This window comes from Flavobacterium sp. W1B, from assembly GCF_047344965.1.
Taxonomy (GTDB): Bacteria; Bacteroidota; Bacteroidia; order Flavobacteriales; family Flavobacteriaceae; genus Flavobacterium.
The window spans coordinates 2512462-2530890 of the sequence record NZ_CP178845.1; the positions used below are offsets into that span (position 1 = coordinate 2512462).

Here is an 18429-nt window from a genome sequence, read left to right on the forward strand (position 1 = left end):
ATAGTTTTTTAACAGCTCAATTAGAGCAGGTAAATTATATTTAAATTATAGTTTGCTATGCCTAATATTAATCTATGGGATAGTTGTTTTTTTAATTTCAATATTCTGAAACTAAACTAATTATAAATATTTAACTACAAGTTTATTTTCTATCAATAACCAAAAAACCCGATAAAAGCTACTTTTCTTGTTAATTAAATGTAAAAAATGACTTTTTTAGATATGATGATTGATTATTAGTGAGTTATAAAAGCAGCCTTGTTTTTTAAAAAAAGAAGTGGAATTTTATGCTCAAAAAAACAGACTAAATTGATTCTCGATTTTCTTGTTTGATTTCAGTTATAAAAAAAAAACAAAACTGCTTTGATAAAAAGATAGATCATTAATAATTCTTTTGTAAATTGTATAAATATTGCCACATTCTTTAAATGTTTATTTATAAAAGGAATCTTATGAAAAATCTGATATTAATAAGGCATGCAAAATCAAATTGGGACACTCCTTTGAAAGATATTGACAGGCCATTAGATCAAAGAGGAATGAAGGATGCGCATTTGGTTTCTTCAAATATTTTAGATAGTATTCCTAAAACCTATGTAATGTGGAGTAGTATTGCAAAAAGGGCTTCGGATACAGCTATTATTTTTGCCCAAAATATCTTATATCCTATAGAATGCATTGTTTATAAGAAAGAGCTTTATACATTTGATGAAAATCAATTAGAGAAAACCATAAAATCATGCGATAATTCATTTGATAGCGTGATTCTTTTTGGACATAATGCTGCAATTACAAATTTTGTCAATAAATTTGGAGATGTTTTTATAGATAATGTTCCTACATCCGGATTTGTTTTTTTACAGTTTGATACGGATTATTGGCAAGAAATAAATAAAGGCAAAACGAAAAAAATACTAATACCCAAAGATTTAAAATAATATAGAATAGTGTCAAATAATAAATATATAGATAGAGAAAAAAGTTGGTTAGCATTTAACGCAAGAGTTCTTCAGGAAGCCGCAGATAATTCAGTTCCACTTTTAGATAGATTACGATTTTTAGGGATTTTTTCCAATAATTTAGATGAGTTTTTTAGAGTTCGATTTGCAGCAATCAGAAGATTGAGTTTGTCGGGAAAATCTGGAGAGAAAATTCTGGGCGGAATTTCGGCTCAACAACTGGTTAAAGATATTACTGAAATTGTGATTGAACACCAATCAGAGAGTTTAAGAATATTAAAAAGAATAGAAACGGAATTGGAAGCCGAAAATATTTTTATTATCAATGAAAATGAAATTTCAGAACAGCAAGAAATCTTTTTAAAAGATTTTTTCAATCAAAAATTAAGTCCAGAGTTGGTAACGATAATCTTGAATGATTTAGCAGAATTCCCATTACTCAAGGATAATGTAGGCTATTTAGCCGTAAAATTGGTGATGAAAAAGGATTCTGAAGTTCGTTATGCCATTATAGAAATTCCAAAAACGATAAACCGTTTTGTTGTTTTACCATCAAATACCGAAAAGCAATATGTTATTCTTTTAGATGATGTTATCAGACGCAATTTGAAGAGTATCTTTAATATTTTTGATTATGAATGTGTTTCGGCACACATGATTAAAATCAGCCGCGATGCTCAATTGGAGATTGACAGTGATTTGAGTAAAAGTATGCTTGAAAAAATTTCCACTAGTGTAAAAGACAGAAGAATTGGAGAGCCGGTTCGTTTCATTTACGATCAATTAATTGAAGAGGACACGCTTGAATTTTTTCTGGAAAAAATGAAGATTGTTTCTACCGATAGCATTATCCCCGGCGGAAGATACCATAATAGAAGGGATTATATGGATTTTCCTAATTTAGGAAGGTTTGATTTATTGTATAAAAAGAATGTCCCTTTGCCTATTCCCGGACTAAGTCTGGAAGGAAGTATATTAGAAAAAATAAGTGAGAAAGATTATTTGTTAAATGCTCCTTATCAATCTTTTTCTTATCTCACTAAATTCCTGAGAGAGGCAGCTCTTGATCCAAAGGTGACTACAATTAAGATTACGCTTTATCGATTAGCCAAAAATTCTCAAATTATAAGTTCACTTATAAATGCAGCCAAAAACGGAAAAAAAGTAACTGTACAAATAGAATTGCAGGCTCGTTTTGATGAAGCATCTAATATTTCGTATGCAGAGCAAATGCAGACAGAAGGAATTGAGCTTATTTTTGGAATAAAAGGACTGAAAGTACACAGTAAAATATGCGTTATTGAAAGAAATGAAAATGGTAAAATAAAACGATATGGTTTTATTTCTACCGGGAATTTTAATGAAACAACTGCCAAAGTTTATACCGATGTCACTTTGTTTACAAGCCATCAACAAATTCTGAAAGACGTTTCTAAGGTATTTGAATTTTTTGATATCAATTATAGAATTCATCGTTACAAGCATTTAATCGTTTCTCCACATTATACTCGAATTAGATTTTATAAATTGATTGAGAGGGAAATTTTGAACGCACGCGCCGGACGAAAAGCCTATATTAAGCTTAAAATGAATAGCCTCTCTGATTTTGCCATGATTGATAAATTATATGAAGCCAGTAATGCAGGGGTAAAAATACAATTAGAAGTGAGGGGTATTTGTTCGTTGATACCCGGAGTCAAAGGAATGAGTGCCAATATCGAAGCAATCAGTATTGTTGATAATTATTTAGAGCATTCCCGAATTTATATTTTTGCCAATGCCGGACAAACGGAGGTTTATATTTCATCGGCAGATTTTATGACCCGAAATCTTGATGGAAGAGTCGAAGTAACCTGTCCGATTTATGATGAAGCAATTAAAAATGAATTGATTGATAATTTTGATTTAGGCTGGAAAGGAAATGTAAAAGCGCGTTACCATTCGTATAAACTGGATAATAAATACCGAGAAAGAGGAGATAAACCTGTATTTAGAGCACAATTAGAAACCTATAAATACTATCAAAAAAAGGTTGACTTATTAGAGGAAAGCTTTTAAGAAGCAATTTCCCTATGTTTTAAAAGCAAAAATAAATTACAAATTATAATCAAGAATGATTAAATTAAGAAAATATGCAGCTATCGATATTGGATCTAATGCCATGCGTTTGTTGATAGTGAATATTGTTGAGCAGGAGGGAAAGGAAACCCAGTTTAATAAAAGTTCCTTAGTTCGTGTACCTATTCGTTTGGGACAAGATGCCTTTACCGTAGGGGAAATTTCGCCAGAGAATATTGAAAGAATGTGTGATGCCATGAAGGCATTCAACCTCTTGATGAAAGTGCATAAAGTTCAGTCTTACAAGGCTTTTGCAACATCAGCAATGCGAGAAGCATATAATGGAAATGAGGTTGTGGAGATTATAAAAGAGAAAGCGGATATTAATATAGAAATAATTGACGGAAAAAAAGAAGCGGCTATAATTGCTTCAACAGATTTATACCATTTATTGAATACGGATCAAACCTATCTTTTTGTTGATGTTGGCGGCGGAAGCACCGAATTTACATTGTTTTCTAACGGCAAAATAGTAAATTCGAGATCGTTTAAAGCAGGAACGGTTCGTTTGTTAAATGATATGGTTCATGATGTTGTTTGGGAAGAAATTGAAAAATGGATTAGAGCGATTACGGTAGATTTTGAGGAAGTTACATTAATAGGTTCGGGAGGTAATATCAATAAGTTGTTCAAAATGTCCGGAAAAATGCAAGAAAAGCCGCTGTCCTATATTTATATCAACTCACAATATTCTTTCTTAAATTCACTAACTTATGAACAAAGAATTTCTGAATTGGGTTTAAACCCCGATCGAGCCGATGTAATTATTCCGGCTGTTCGCATTTATCTTAATGCAATGAAATGGAGTGGAGCCAGACAGATATATGTTCCTAAAATTGGACTTTCCGATGGAATCGTAAAGTCGATGTATTACGATAAAATTTAATTTTCTTATTTATGCTTTATAAATGACAGTGAACTAAGATTATGAAATGAGCATAATGGAGATTCGATAAAAAACCGATGAAGATCTATGCTAATTACATATTCCAACAAAAACAATATAATCTACATATGAATAAAAACAGATTAGAGGCTTTTAGTGATGGAGTTCTGGCAATCATAATTACGATTATGATATTGGAGATAAAAGTACCGAAAGGATCCGGTTTTATGGATCTTTATCCTTTGTACCCTAAGTTTATAAGTTATGTTTTGAGTTTTATTTATGTAGGTATATATTGGAATAACCACCATCATTTGTTACAAAGTTTAACTAAAGTTAACGGTAGGATTCTTTGGGCAAATTTGCATCTACTTTTTTGGTTGTCGTTAATTCCCGTTTCAACAGGCTGGCTAGGAGAACATCATTTTGCAAAGGCTCCGGTGACTTTATATGGAATTATTCTCTTCATGTCAGCAATTGGATTTAAGATTCTTCAAAGCGTGATTATTTCTAGCGAAGGAAAAAAATCGCTCTTGGCCACAGCAGTAGGAAAAGATTCTAAAGGGAGAGTTTCACAGCTTTTATACCTGGCCGCAATTTTTATATCCTTTTTTAATGAATGGATTGCGATTTCAATTTATTTTATTGTTGCAATAATTTGGCTGATACCGGATACCAGAATAGAAAAGATTCTTATAAAGAAAGAGAAAGAATCGATTTAATAAAAAAATCAATATTAGACATCCAAATCCAATCCAAATGTTGTTCTTAGCAGTTCAATGTTTGGATTTATTTCAAGTAATCTATTGTAGCGATCTTGGTCGTTAAAGCTTTTTCTGTTTTCAATACTTTCATTTACAATAACTTCAATTGTAATGTCGTGGTTGTGTAAATGTCCTCTTAAATGTCCCAAAAGACCGTTTAATTCTTTTTCAAAATCTAATTTAGAACCTTCATTTGGCAATTCGATACTGATGGCTGTGCCATTCAAAACCGGATCGTTAATGAGCAATAAGGATTCCATTATTTTATAACCTTTATCGCCTAAACGCTGTGCGTATTTGGTCCATTGCAATAACATTTCAGTTTCTGTAAAAGCTTCTGTAGGCAGGTGAACAGTCTCTTTTACTATTGTTTTTTTGTTTTGTTCCAATGCTTTTTTGGCACGAATACTAGACAATGAAAATGCCGATATTTTTGGCTCATTAGATTCAGGAGACTCAATTTTTGAAACTGTTGCAAGAGCAGGAGTTTGTTCAGACTTTTTTTCAGATGCAACTTCGGCCGTTTTAACATCAGGATTAGTTGCAACAGGAATTTTTTCAACAGCCTTGGTTTGATCTGCTATTGAATAATCGTTTTTTCTGAAATAAGTTGGTGGAATTATAAAGGTGTCAACTTTTTTTTTTCTCCATCAAAAGTGATAGAGGCAAGTTGCATCAGACAAAGTTCTACAAGCAATCGTTGATTTTGACTTAATTTGTATTTTAAATCACATTCATTTGCAATCGCAATTCCCTTTAATAGAAAGTCTTGGCTGCATTTTTGTGCTTGTACCCCATACATTTTTTGTGCTTGTTCTCCAACCTCTAATAAAGAGAGAGTTGAAGGGGTTTTGCTTACCAATAAATCTCTAAAATGCGAAGCTAATCCCGATACAAAATGATGTGCGTCAAATCCTTTTGAAAGAATGTCATTGAAAGCCATCAATAAATCCGGAATTCTATTCTCTAGAATTAAATCGGTTACTGTAATATAGGTTTCGTAATCGAGTACGTTTAAGTTTTCGGTAACAGCCTGACGAGTCAAATTTGTTCCGCAATAAGAAACAACCCTGTCGAATATTGATAAGGCATCACGCATGGCACCATCGGCTTTTTGAGCGATAATGTGCAAAGCATCGTCTTCAAAAACAATTCCTTGATTCGTGGCTACTTCGGCTAGATGTTCTTTGGCGTCTTTAACGGTGATTCTTTTAAAATCAAATATCTGACAACGAGAAAGTATGGTTGGAATAATCTTATGTTTTTCGGTCGTTGCCAAAATAAAAATGGCATGCTTTGGCGGTTCTTCTAATGTTTTCAAGAAAGCATTAAAGGCAGCCGAAGATAACATATGCACCTCGTCAATAATATAAACCTTATATTTTCCGGTTTGTGGTGGAATTCGAACCTGATCAATCAAATTACGAATATCATCAACAGAGTTATTCGATGCTGCATCGAGTTCAAAGACATTAAAAGCAAAATCTTCGTTGGGATCGTCATAACCGGGTTGGTTAATTTTTCGAGCCAAGATTCTGGCGCAAGTCGTTTTTCCAACCCCACGAGGTCCAGTGAACAATAGAGCAGAAGCAAGGTGATTGCTGTCTATGGCATTCAATAAAGTATTGGTAATGGCTTTTTGTCCCACAACATCATTAAAGGTTTGTGGGCGGTATTTACGCGCCGATACTACAAATTGTTCCATTAGCTTTTTTATTCGAAAGCAAATATAGGCAATGGGAATCTATTATGAAAATGATACTTTATTTAATTCTGAAATTAATAAGATTCTAAGAATAGCTCTACTTTTCAAGTGATCCCTGGACTGGTTGAATTTATGAATTTCAATCCGGATAAAGAATGTTGTGGCGCTCCTTTTTGTTGAACCAAGACTTTGAATTTTAATCCCATACTCATTAATAATCCGTAATTTATATAGGATTCGTGAATTTTTGTTTGTGAGCTGCTAACAGTATTCATTAAAGTAGTATTGTGGTATTCTTTTATGCCAAGTGCGGTCAGGAAATTAGTTTGGTCAGTTAGGCCGCAATAATCCAGTCCGCATTCAAAACCCCATTGGGATAGGGCAGTAAAGTTAGTGTGCGTGGTAATGTCTTGACTCCCGATAAACTGATAAGGATTGTCGTTTTTTTTATGTTTATTATAGCACAGGAGCGTTCCGGAGCTTCTGCGATTGTCGTAAAGTTCAGAAGACGAGCAGCCATAATCAATTGTAATTACGTAACCCTTTTTTAAAAATTGGGAAATTTCTTTTATCCAAGATAACGCCTCTAGATTTACTTCGGTTCTGAATCCTTTCGGTAATTTTACGTCTAATGCTTCAAAATAATTCAGGAGTTCTTTTTTTGCAGGAATTAATATTTCTTCAAAACCATTATTGTAATCAACAAAAACTTCTTTCAGTTGGTCTTTCATAACAACCTGATGCACCGAAAAATTATCGACTAATTCATTGGATAAAATACAACCGTTAATCTCAGGAATGTCTTTGATTGAATCGTGCCAGCTTACCTTTTCAAGCAAATATTGCTTCTCTATTTCTTGCATGGCAAGGCTTTTTTCTATGATACAATAATTTAAATACTCATATAAAGAAGCATTGTTTTTAAGGTAATCTAAGATATCATGGCATAAAAGCCCTGTTCCAGCACCATACTCCACAATTTTAAAAGGTTTTTTGTCTAATAGTCGCCACATTTCTTCTATTTGGCGCCCAATCATTGCTCCAAACGAAGCGGAAAGATTGGCGCTGGTATAAAAATCTCCATTTGCGCCTATTTTATTTTCGACGGAATTATAATAGCCCAGTTCTGGGTAATAGAGCGCCATTTCCATAAAATCCCGGAAAGATAAAGGACCTTCATTTTTTATTCGCTCTATAATTATTTGAGAAAGTAACATCTGATTGATGATATAAAAATCAAACTTAATTTTTTTGGAAATTATGGAGAAATCCTTTCCCTTTAAATTAGTTTAAGGAAAAAGTATAATTAGTTCAAATTTCGCATTGCCCGCTGCTTTCTATGCACAATTTGGATAATACGCGTGCCGCTTCACTATCTGAATTTGCAGAAAATCCGGCTACAAAAACTCCTTTTTTTCCCGAAGAAGATTTTATTCCATAAACAACAGCTTCATCTCCAGGATCAGAATCTCCTTCGTAACGGTAGACGTGTTTGACTTCGTATTTATGCGGGTTTTTGGCTATTTCACTCTCATGAATATTAAAATCATAGGTAAACCCTAGTTCATTTAAATTGTCTAATGCTTCAGAAACGGTTGAATAATGATAAATGGGCTTCATAATTAGAGGGATTTAAATTAGTATTTAAAGATAACTATTTTATTATTAAGTTGTTGCGAAAAGACATGTAAAACAATTCATTATTCAAAAACAATTTCAAATGCTTAAAGTTTAAAATTCATAATTTGTTATTCGGTAATCTTAAATCTAAAATCCTTACTTTTGCACCACAGACCGCCTTATCGCCGTTTTGTGCCGATAATTTCGGTACAAGAAGGAGGAAAGTCCGGACACCATAGAGAAGTATAGCGGGTAACACCCGTCGGTTCGAGCAATCGGATTAGGACAAGTGCAACAGAAAGTATGTACAGGTAATGCTGTAGTGAAACCAGGTAAACTCTATGCGGTGAAATATCAAGTATATCAGCATTTAAGGGCTTCTCGTCCGTTGTTGAAGGGTAGATAGCTTGAGTCTAGCAGTAATGCTAGATCTAGATAAATGGTAAGGGTTCACCTTCTGGTGGATACAGAATCCGGCTTATAGGTCTGTTTTTTTTATTTTAATTTTTTCGAATATATTTTGGTTATGAATGCAAGAATTGGAATTTTGGGATTGGGTGGAGTAGGTGGTTATTTTGGTGGACTTTTGGCCAAAGCCTATGCTGATAATGACGAAATTGAAATTGTATTTATCGCTCGTGGCGAAACCCAAAAAGTTATTGCTGATTCCGGATTGAAAATAATTAGTGATGACAATGAAAGCATTGTGTTTCCAAGTATTGTTTCAAACAATCCTGAAGTAATCGGAAAATTAGATTATCTTATCTGTGCCACAAAAACTTATGATATTGAAGAAAGTCTTCTTTTATTAGAAAAATGTATCATAAAAAACACGGTTTTTTTACCTTTATATAATGGTGTCGATGCAACGGAACGTATCAGTACGATTTATCCCGACAACGAAGTGTTGCAAGGTTGCGTGTATATCGTTTCTATGATTGAAACTCCTGGAGTGATCAAAAAAGTGGGATCTTACGAAAAACTATTTTTTGGTTGCGGAATGACATCAATAAAGAGATTGAATGCACTACAATCCATTTTCAAAAATGCGGGTATCGAGAGTTATTTGGTGGATAACATCGAGGAAACTCTTTGGGAGAAATTCATATTCATCTCGTCATTGGCCTCAGCAACTTCTTATCTAAATCAAAATATTGGCGAAATAATAAACAGCAATTCCAGTAGAGCTCTTTATGTAGAATTGTTGAATGAGATTACGATGATCGCTGCCGTAAAAGGCTTAAACTTGCCGGCCGACATTATCATGCAAACGATTCTAAAACTGGAAAAATCACCTCAAAACGCAACCTCCTCTATGCATAGGGATTTGATGGCGGGCAGAAAATTTGAGTTGGCTTCTTTGACCGAATTTGTGGTTAACGAAGGCTTGAAATACGAAATAGAAACGCCAACCTATCAAATGGTGTTGGATAAATTATCCGAAAAAACAACAGCTTAATTTGTTATTTTAAATTCCATTCCAATATTTCGAATACTTTCAATACTAATCCGATAATCTTCTTTGAAATATTTTCGGATTTTACTGATATACACATCCATGCTTCTCCCGGAAAAAAAATCGTCACTGCCCCAAACAGCTTTTAGTATTTGTTCCCTTTTTATAATTTGGTTTTTGTGGACATAAAAATAATGAATTAAAGCGGCCTCTTTTTCTGTGAGTTGTTGTGTTTTAGTGCTACTTTTTAATAATAAACGCTTGGTGTCAAATGAGTAAATGCCTATCTGTAATTCATTAATTTCCGAAAAAACAACCTTTTTTTGTTGACTCCTTTTCAAAATATTATTTAGCCGTAGAACGAGTTCTTCTGCTTCAAAAGGTTTTGCGATATAATCATCTGCGCCTAGCTTTAGTCCGGTGATTTTGTCTTCTTTCAATTTTCTCGCCGTCAGAAAAACAAACGGGATTTCAGGATTAATTTTAATAATTTTTTCGGCAAGTGTAAATCCATCAACTTTGGGCATCATTACATCAAAAACACAAATGTCGAAGTCTTTAGTTTGGAAAATAGCCAATGCTTCTTCTCCATTTTCGGCCCAAGTTACCTAATAATTATATAATTCTAAATATTGTTTTAGAACGCTTGCAAAATCATAATCATCTTCGGCTAAAAGTATTTTTTTCAATGGAGATTAATTAAACTTTAAACATAATATTAAATACGGCACCTTTACCTAAATCACTGACAACAGCAATCGAGCCTTGATGTGCTTTTATAATTTGATCGACATAATAAAGTCCTAATCCAAGGCCTTTTGCGTTATGTAAATTACCTTGTTCGACTCTATAAAATTTATCAAAAACTAAAGAATGTTTGTTTTTAGAAATCCCAATTCCATCGTCTTTAATACTGATATTAAGTTGGTTTTGATTTAATTCGGTTTTGATTGTAATAGTTTTACAGCCATATTTCACGGCATTTTCGAGTACATTTAAAATTGCTGTGGTCAAATGGAATTTATCTAATACCAAAATTGTTTTGTCAGTATAAAAATGAGTTTCAATGTTTACTTTTGGATGAATAATCTTAAAATCCTCAATAATTGTATTCAAAAAATCTTCAGTTACAATTCTCTCTTTATGCAATTCAATTTCGTTAGCTCCCAATGAATTTGCCATTACTTGGTCAATCAAATTTTGCAAACGATTATTTTGACGCGAAATAGTATTGAGAATAGAGTTGAAATCAGCTTCATTATCCCGAAAGTTTTTTCGCTCCAATATTTTTGTGGAAATCCCCAAAGTGGTCAAAGGCGTCTTGAGTTCATGGCTAATATTATTGATAAAATCGGTTTTGATATCGCTCATTTTCTTTTGCTTTATTAATGCTTTAATGGCAATTATAAAAAGAGTGATTAATGTCAAAATAGAAAGTAAGGATAAGAATAAAATCATTCCCATTCTCTTGAAAATTATTGTTTCCCAATCGATTACAGAAACATACAAGGAGTCCTCGGTAAGTAATTTGTAATCCTGTTTTAAAGAGGTTCCGCTTGTCGTACCAACATAAGACCGAACCAAAAATGCATTTTTTAAAGAAGCTAAATTACCGTACAATTTGTTTTTAATAAATGTTTTTTCGGCAAAAATTGTATCCGCTTTTTGCGTCTTATTATATAGGATAAACTTGTTGAGAACAACGGCAAAATCAATCTTGTTATCTGGAAATTCTCTTTCTAGTTTTTTCCTTAACTGACTAGTTAATATATCTCCATATTCATTTTCACTAAATTTTTTTTTAAAATGAACTTTAAAATTTTTATCCTGAATATAATTTTGCACTAACTGTTTGTATAACAAATCTTTTTTGTTGAAAACAGTAGAATCAATATCACTAAAATCATTGGTCATTTTGGCGATTTTATCTTTCACCTCCATGTGAAACTGTTCTACTTTATAGTCATAAGCAGTTTTTACCAGATAATATTGCATAGCAGAAAGGGCAATTAAAACTACTGCGGAAAATGCAATTAAAAGATTTATTTTTTGTTTCATTTAAAGAATATCACTTATCAAAAATAAGTTATTTATTGTCAAATTTATACTTTAACCTAGCATTAACCTCCAATTAACTTTCAGAAAAAAGGAATAATATCAATTTTGCTCAAAACAAATTATTTATGCAAAAGCTTATTATCCTGATTGCCTTATTTATTTTCCAACTTATTTCCTCTCAAGAAAAACCAGAAGTATTGGAAGAAGTTAAAGTGAAAAAAGTTACCAAAACTTTCACTAATAAAAATGGAAATGTCCAAGTTGATATTGCAAATTCAATCTATAATTCGGTTCCTAATACAATTGATTTATTGGCCAAACTTCCAAGTATTCAGGTAAGTCCGGACAAAGAATCCATTTCAGTTATCGGAAAAGGAAATCCTTTGCTATATATTGATAATCAAAAAGTAGGAATTAACGATCTGAATGCTTTGTCTGTTGAGGATATAAAAATTATTGAAATCATAACTAATCCATCTTCTAAATATGAAGCAGAAGGAAGAACCGTTATTTTGATTACAAGAAAATTTAGTAAAAAAGAAGGCTTTCAAATGACCTTATCTGAAGTTGTATCATTCAAAAAATCATATAATAATTATTTGGGACTGAATTCAAGTTTCAAAAAAAATAAATTGGAATGGAAACTCAATTTTAATTACAATAAATTAAATCCTTGGGAAAGTCATCGTATCGATTATCAAATTCCCGATGCTGATATAATTTCAAATTATGATGTAACTGCTTATACAAAAAGAAGGCAATTTATTTTTGGAGGCGGAATGTTTTATAAAATAGACGAAGAAGATTATTTTTCATTTAATATAAACAGTAAATTACAAAATGATACTTTCGGTATAGACACCCAAACCTATAATAAACAGAAAGATACGGAAAATAATATTCTTACATTGAGTGATAATAATAATGGGAAATCTTTTATAAACTCGTTTGTGAATTATTCTAAAAAAATAAAAGCGATTGATGCACAATTTTTTACTGGTTTTCAGTATTCCAATTTCGATCAATATTTAAATAGTTTGGTCGAAAATAATATCAATGAAACTCAATTCCATTTGGCACAAGACAGAAAGCAGAAATTCAATGTTGGTGTTTTTTCAGGAAGAACAGATTTGGAGAAGAAATTTAAAAATGATTCGAAGTTAGAATTTGGTGGATTATTTTTGTCGGCTGTCGCAAAAACTGATTTTCAACTATTTGATTATAATGCGAATAACACGACTATTTCAAATTACGATTTAGAGGAAAAAAACATATCAAGTTATGGACAATATTCAGGTAAGATAACGGGAATAGGTTATTTGGTTGGTTTTAGAGTTGAAAACACGGATGTTGTCGGAAAATTTAAGAAAGATAATGCGCCCTTGATCAATAAAAAATATACTAATTTCTTTCCTAAATTACAGTTTGATTTTCCAGTTGGTACTTCTAAAAGTATAACTTTAAATTATTCCAAAAGTATTGTAAGACCCAATTATTCATCTATGAGCCAAGGATCAACTTATATAAATCCTTATTTTTTGTATTCAAGAAATATCAATTTAGATCCCACAATTACAAATGAGCTTGCCTCCAATTTTCAGTATAATGACAAATCGGTGAAACTGAGTTATTATCGAAATGTAAATCCGGTTTACAGTAGCTTTTCGTATGACAATCAACAAAATATATTGACTTTTAAAGAAATAAATTTCGAAAAAGAATCCGGATTTAATTTAGAATTTACTTTGCCTTTTAACTATAAATTTTGGAGTTCTAGCAATAGTTTAAATTTCACTTTAAATAAAATAGAAGATAAATCGGCATTATTTAAGGAGTCGAAACCGTATTTGTATTATTATTCTAATCAAACCTTCAAACTCCCAAAAGAGTATTCAATTTCATTGACAGCCTGGGGATTAACCCAACAGGAAGATGGCGTTTTTGAAAGAAATGCTAAATTTATTATGGATTTTGCAGTTTCAAAAACGTTTTTTAAGAATTGGAACTGTACTTTAAGTTATAATGATATTTTTAGGAATACGATTTACAATGAAAATTTTACAATCAATAATATTAGTTCAAATGCAAGGTATTTGGTCGATTCGCATGAATTTTCATTGGCTGTCAAATATTCATTTGGTAAAATAAAAAAAACCGAATTTAAAGAAAAAAACATCGATGATAATTCCAATAGAATTCGATAGATTTTTATGCAATAATTCTTACTTTATTTTGGTTTAATTATTATTTTTGAAAAAACTAATCAAACCAAATTTTATTCATGCAATATATCCCATTCAAAAAAGCGAAAAGGTATCTTATCATCTTTGGATCCTTATTTACAGCGCTAAATTTAAATGCCCAAGAAAAACCAACTGTAGAAAAAAATCAATTTAAAATTAACGTCTTATTACCAGGTGTAGTTTATGAACATGGTTTAAGCGAAAAAAATACCCTGTATTCAGAATTGAGTTCGGGTTATGGATATAGGTCAAATAATTTTGGAGAAGCCTTTACCTTTTATCCTTATATTAATGAGCAGTTCCGTCATTATTACAATTTAGAAAAAAGAGCGAATAAGGGAAAAGTAACTTCCCATAATTCGGGTGGGTTTGTTGCTATGGCGGCTTTTTATAACTTTAGATCAATTTCCACAAATGATAATTTTTTGGAGACTAATTCATCGCTGACAATTGCTCCGGTTTGGGGATTTCAAAGGACATATAAAGGAAATTTCAATTTAGATTTGAATATGGGAATAGGTTATAACATGGGTAAATATGATAATGATGTTGTGCCGGTAATCAATTTTACATTAGGATGGGTAATTGGCAAATAGTAAGTTATTCCATATAAAACAGAAACCCCTTTGCGATGTGCAAAGGGGTTTCTGTTTATAAAAGATTTTGATTATTCTTCTTCGCCATCTTCAAAAAGCTTTGAATCCGATTCTTCGTTTTCACCTGAATCAAATTCGAAGAAACTAAAAATAGAACCACCGTAACTTTTCTTGAAAGAAAAATTAGGCATATGGTCTAACTTGGTGTATTTAGAATGTTCAATTACCATCATTCCGTCTTCATTAAGCGCATTCGTTTCAAAAATCAATAATACAATTTTTTCAAAAGTAGCTTGATCAAATCCATAAGGAGGATCAGCAAAAATAATATCAAAAGTAGCCTTGTTCTTTTCTAAAAATTTAATGACATCACTTTTGGTTGCCGCAATATTAAAATCGTATTCGGCGGCGACTTGCTTGATGAATTTTACACAACCAAAATCACCATCTACTGATGTAATAGGGCTGCTGCCTCTGGAAGCAAATTCGTAACTAATATTTCCTGTTCCGGAGAACAAGTCCAAAACTTTTAATCCCTCAAAACTAAAATGGTTGTTCAATACGTTAAATAATGCCTCTTTAGACATATCGGTAGTAGGGCGAACTGGTAATCCTTTTGGAGGACTGATGCGTCTTCCTTTGTATTTCCCTGAAATGATTCTCATGAGTTGAAAAGTATAAAATGATTTCTGTTTTCGGCCTCAGAAAAATAATTGTTCCATCGTAAATCTTCCACATCAATTAGGGAGACGTTTCGGATGTATTTGTATGCTATTTTAAAATAATCGCTTTCAGTATCAATTGTTCCGATTAATTCCAATGGAAAATTCTCGGGATTTAAATTTAATTGTTCGGCAGTAAACAAAATGTAATAAATAAAGTCTTCGGGTGTTTTGTAATCAAACGAATTAAATAACAATAACTTTTGATTTTGGATTACAACAACTTCAAAATGATTTGGATTAAAATGAACCATCATTTTTTTGTCATCGATATTTTTGGATGCATCCAATAATTTTTGCACCAAAATACTGTTGGCATGTTTGTAATCGAAAGTGCCAAATTTGTCAATAAAGAAATTATTCATATTGACATAAGGAATGTAAACCGAATTGATTTGGTAATTACTGATTTCGTCAAATGCAAAAAAATCAGTGTCAAAAACCTTGGTATTGTATTGCAAATAACTTCCCAGGAAATTTTCGTCAAAAAGGGGAGTGGGAACAAAGGTTGAAAGATTGTTATTGTGTATAATGAGTATATCATCATAAGAATCATTCAATTCCGGATACTCACGGAAAGCATTCGAGAATAAATCCTCAATTTTTATTCCTGTATGAAAACTGTCAAAATGCACTTCCCTAAATGAAGTAATAGTATTGTTGAGTGTGTCAAAACAACAAAAAGACAGTCCGGTCAAGGAAACCTGAACGGAGAGTTTTTTATATTTCTTTTCGGTAATATTCGTATTTTGTGTAGACATAATCTGATTTATCATCCATTCTTTCTATAGAATCCAGCACGGATTAAAAGCGGTGACAAACTTACAATTTTTTTTTATTCTAAAGCTATTTAATGTTATTCCCTCGAATTTCATCCTTATATTTGATGTTCATTTTATAGCAATTATCCACAATGAATTCCTCCCTGTTTTATAGTCTTTTACGAAAAAAATTCCCTTTTAGTCCAACGTACAATCAGGATATTTTTTTTCAAAAAATCGCTATTTTTTTGACCGAAGCCCATAATGACACCATTTTTGTACTTAAAGGATATGCAGGAACAGGAAAAACGACCGTGATTTCGACCATTGTAAATAATCTTTTGGAGATTAATAAAAAATATGTTTTGCTGGCGCCCACGGGTCGCGCGGCAAAAGTAATTGCCAATTATTCGAACAAACCCGCATTTACGATTCACAAAAAAATCTATTTTCCCAAGAAATCTTCGGGCGGTGGCGTTTCCTTCACCTTGCAGCAAAACAAACACAAGAACACCATTTTTATCGTCGATGAAGCCTCGATGATTTCGGATACGAATTCGGATTCTAAGCTGTATGAAAATGGTTCTTTATTAGATGATTTGATTTCCTATGTGTATTCGGGCACTAATTGCAAAATGATTCTTTTAGGAGATACTGCCCAATTGCCGCCGGTGAATTTAGATATTAGTCCTGCTTTGGATATTCGCACTTTGGGGATGAATTACAACAAAGAAGTCGATTATATAGAGCTCGATGAAGTAATGCGTCAGGAAGAAAGTTCCGGGATTTTGCATAATGCAACCGAACTTCGGGAATTGTTGAAGGATTCTTTCATAACCGATTTCCAATTCGATGTCCGAAAATTTAAAGATATCGTTCGATTAACGGATGGTTATGATATTCAGGATGCCATTAATTCGGCTTACAGTAATTATAGTATTGAAGACACCGCTTTTATTGTTCGTTCGAATAAAAGAGCCAATCAATACAATGAGCAAATCAGGACCAAAATCCTCGATAAGGAAAGCGAACTCTCAACGGGCGATTTCCTGATGGTGGTCAAGAATAATTATTTTTGGCTAAAAGAAACTGACGAAGCCGGATTTATTGCCAATGGCGATATCATTGAGGTTTTGGAAATTTTTAATATCAAAGAATTATACGGTTTCAAGTTTGCCAAAGTAAAAATACGAATGATCGATTATCCGAGCCAGATTCCGTTTGAAACGGTTTTGTTATTGGATACGATAAAAAGTGAATCGCCGTCTTTGACTTACGAAGAATCGAATAGATTGTATCAGGAAGTGCTGAAAGATTATGAAGGAGAAACCAAATACAAACAATTTCAAAAAGTGAAAGCCAACGAATATTTTAATGGTTTGCAGGTTAAATTTTCGTATGCAATAACCTGTCATAAGTCCCAAGGTGGTCAGTGGAATACGGTTTTTATAGAGCAGCCTTATTTGAAAGATGGAATCGACAGAGATTACATTCGCTGGTTGTACACGGCGATGACCCGAGCCAAAAATAAGTTATATTTGATAGGTTTTAAAGATGAGAATTTTGTGGAATATTAAGAGTTCCAATTATTGCTAATAAATTATTTTAACCGCAGATTTCTTTGTTTCTTTTTAAATTAAAAAATGTGTGAATTAGCCGTTAAAAAATAAATAAAGTTGATAATTATTACTTTAAAATTGGAATTATGAACACATTAAACGATTTACATACAATTTCAAGTACTTTTTCGAATACCGAAAAAATGCCCGTACTATTCTTGGGACACGGTAGTCCGATGAACGCCATTGAAGAGAATCAGTTTGTGGCGGGTTTTCGGAACTTAGCCAAAACATTGCCGGCACCCAATGCTATTTTGTGTATTTCGGCACATTGGTTTACTAAAGGAACCAAAGTCACCGCAATGGAAATGCCACGAACGATACATGATTTTGGTGGTTTTCCGCAAGCCTTGTTTGATGTGCAATATCCTGCCGAAGGTAGCCCTGAATTAGCTATTGCAACGAAGGAATTACTATTGCCCACTGAAGTAGAACTCGATGACGAATGGGGCTTGGATCACGGTGCTTGGAGTGTAATTAAACATTTATATCCCGATGCAAATGTTCCTGTAATTCAATTGAGTATTGATTATTCAAAACCAGCACAATTTCATTTTGAGTTGGCTCAAAAATTAAGTGCCCTGCGTCACAAAGGCATCCTGATTATTGGTAGCGGTAATATTGTTCATAATTTGCGATTGGTCGATTATCACAATTTTGATAAAGATAATTATGGTTATGATTGGGCAATTGAAGCCAGAGCAACGGTAAATGATTATTTATTAGATGGCAATTTTCAAGCTTTGATTAATTTTGAAAAACAAAGCAAAGCACTGCAATTAGCGATTCCTACACCGGAACACTATTTGCCTTTGATTTACACCCTTGGATTAAAAGAAAAAAACGAAGAATTAAGTTTGTTTAATGATAAACTAGTAGCGGGTTCGCTGAGTATGACTTCGGTGCGGATTTTATGATTTAT

General features: G+C 32.5%; 17 protein-coding genes, 1 other RNA gene and 1 pseudogene. 11 read left to right on the plus strand and 8 right to left on the minus strand.

Annotation, left to right across the window (positions count from 1 at the left end):
* Positions 1–452: 452 nt before the first annotated feature.
* The 4 genes from ACMDB5_RS10845 (at position 453) to ACMDB5_RS10860 (ending at position 4685) form a co-directional block, all read left to right on the plus strand.
* Positions 453–938 (plus strand): SixA phosphatase family protein, encoded by a 486-nt coding sequence (locus ACMDB5_RS10845; protein WP_413998275.1) that lies wholly within the window; start codon positions 453–455, stop codon positions 936–938.
* 9 nt (positions 939–947) lie between these two features.
* On the plus strand, positions 948–3017 hold the full coding sequence (ppk1, locus tag ACMDB5_RS10850; RefSeq protein WP_413998276.1) for a polyphosphate kinase 1: 2070 nt from the start codon (positions 948–950) through the stop codon (positions 3015–3017).
* A 55-nt stretch (positions 3018–3072) separates the two neighbouring features.
* Positions 3073–3963 carry a Ppx/GppA phosphatase family protein gene (locus ACMDB5_RS10855; protein WP_413998277.1) on the plus strand — a complete coding sequence of 297 codons (891 nt, stop codon included), beginning with the start codon at positions 3073–3075 and terminating at the stop codon, positions 3961–3963.
* Positions 3964–4091: 128 nt separating this feature from the next.
* On the plus strand, positions 4092–4685 hold the full coding sequence (locus ACMDB5_RS10860) for a TMEM175 family protein (protein WP_413998278.1): 594 nt from the start codon (positions 4092–4094) through the stop codon (positions 4683–4685).
* 14 nt (positions 4686–4699) lie between these two features.
* Here the strand turns inward: ACMDB5_RS10860 and ACMDB5_RS10865 are convergent, their stop codons facing one another.
* Positions 4700–5116, minus strand: a complete 417-nt coding sequence (locus tag ACMDB5_RS10865; protein WP_413998279.1) for a DNA polymerase III subunit gamma/tau — start codon at positions 5114–5116, stop codon at positions 4700–4702.
* A 7-nt stretch (positions 5117–5123) separates the two neighbouring features.
* Here ACMDB5_RS10865 and ACMDB5_RS10870 point away from each other — a divergent pair, with 7 nt between their 5' ends.
* Positions 5124–5303, plus strand: coding sequence for a hypothetical protein (locus ACMDB5_RS10870; RefSeq protein WP_413998280.1), 180 nt, complete (start codon positions 5124–5126; stop codon positions 5301–5303).
* Between the two features lie 43 nt (positions 5304–5346).
* Here the strand turns inward: ACMDB5_RS10870 and dnaX are convergent, their stop codons facing one another.
* From dnaX to ACMDB5_RS10885, 3 genes are all read right to left on the minus strand, one after another.
* Positions 5347–6432, minus strand: a complete 1086-nt coding sequence (gene dnaX / locus ACMDB5_RS10875) for a DNA polymerase III subunit gamma/tau (protein ID WP_413998281.1) — start codon at positions 6430–6432, stop codon at positions 5347–5349.
* A gap of 104 nt (positions 6433–6536) precedes the next feature.
* Complete coding sequence (locus tag ACMDB5_RS10880) at positions 6537–7649, minus strand: class I SAM-dependent methyltransferase (RefSeq protein WP_413998282.1); 1113 nt, start codon at positions 7647–7649, stop codon at positions 6537–6539.
* Between the two features lie 94 nt (positions 7650–7743).
* Positions 7744–8052, minus strand: a complete 309-nt coding sequence (locus ACMDB5_RS10885) for a hypothetical protein (protein WP_413998283.1) — start codon at positions 8050–8052, stop codon at positions 7744–7746.
* 166 nt (positions 8053–8218) lie between these two features.
* Between ACMDB5_RS10885 and rnpB the strand changes: the two genes are divergently transcribed.
* Together rnpB and ACMDB5_RS10895 are read left to right on the plus strand one after the other, a co-directional pair.
* An RNA gene (gene rnpB / locus ACMDB5_RS10890) (RNase P RNA component class A) lies at positions 8219–8549 on the plus strand.
* 29 nt (positions 8550–8578) lie between these two features.
* A complete protein-coding gene (locus ACMDB5_RS10895; protein WP_413998284.1) occupies positions 8579–9511 on the plus strand; it encodes a ketopantoate reductase family protein in 933 nt (310 codons plus the stop codon).
* On the opposite strand, the pseudogene ACMDB5_RS10900 reads toward ACMDB5_RS10895, so the two are convergent.
* Both ACMDB5_RS10900 and ACMDB5_RS10905 read right to left on the minus strand, forming a co-directional pair.
* Positions 9508–10197 (minus strand): annotated as a pseudogene (locus ACMDB5_RS10900) (response regulator transcription factor). The gene ACMDB5_RS10895 and the pseudogene ACMDB5_RS10900 sit on opposite strands and share 4 nt — an antisense overlap.
* Positions 10198–10207: 10 nt before the next feature.
* A complete protein-coding gene (locus ACMDB5_RS10905) occupies positions 10208–11566 on the minus strand; it encodes a sensor histidine kinase (protein ID WP_413998285.1) in 1359 nt (452 codons plus the stop codon).
* Between the two features lie 125 nt (positions 11567–11691).
* Between ACMDB5_RS10905 and ACMDB5_RS10910 the strand changes: the two genes are divergently transcribed.
* Complete coding sequence (locus ACMDB5_RS10910) at positions 11692–13770, plus strand: outer membrane beta-barrel protein (RefSeq protein WP_413998286.1); 2079 nt, start codon at positions 11692–11694, stop codon at positions 13768–13770.
* A 77-nt stretch (positions 13771–13847) separates the two neighbouring features.
* Complete coding sequence (locus ACMDB5_RS10915) at positions 13848–14405, plus strand: hypothetical protein (protein WP_413998287.1); 558 nt, start codon at positions 13848–13850, stop codon at positions 14403–14405.
* Positions 14406–14476: 71 nt separating this feature from the next.
* Here the strand turns inward: ACMDB5_RS10915 and ACMDB5_RS10920 are convergent, their stop codons facing one another.
* Together ACMDB5_RS10920 and ACMDB5_RS10925 are read right to left on the minus strand one after the other, a co-directional pair.
* A complete protein-coding gene (locus ACMDB5_RS10920; RefSeq protein ID WP_413998288.1) occupies positions 14477–15070 on the minus strand; it encodes an RsmD family RNA methyltransferase in 594 nt (197 codons plus the stop codon).
* Positions 15067–15888: a DUF3822 family protein gene (locus ACMDB5_RS10925; RefSeq protein WP_413998289.1), complete on the minus strand. Its 822-nt coding sequence runs from the start codon at positions 15886–15888 to the stop codon at positions 15067–15069. The genes ACMDB5_RS10920 and ACMDB5_RS10925 overlap by 4 nt, the downstream gene beginning before the upstream one ends.
* 152 nt (positions 15889–16040) lie before the next feature.
* On the opposite strand from ACMDB5_RS10925, the gene ACMDB5_RS10930 reads away from it, so the two are divergent.
* Together ACMDB5_RS10930 and ygiD are read left to right on the plus strand one after the other, a co-directional pair.
* Positions 16041–17465, plus strand: a complete 1425-nt coding sequence (locus tag ACMDB5_RS10930; RefSeq protein WP_413998290.1) for an ATP-dependent DNA helicase — start codon at positions 16041–16043, stop codon at positions 17463–17465.
* Between the two features lie 128 nt (positions 17466–17593).
* Complete coding sequence (ygiD, locus tag ACMDB5_RS10935; protein WP_413998291.1) at positions 17594–18424, plus strand: 4,5-DOPA dioxygenase extradiol; 831 nt, start codon at positions 17594–17596, stop codon at positions 18422–18424.
* Positions 18425–18429 lie beyond the last annotated feature (5 nt).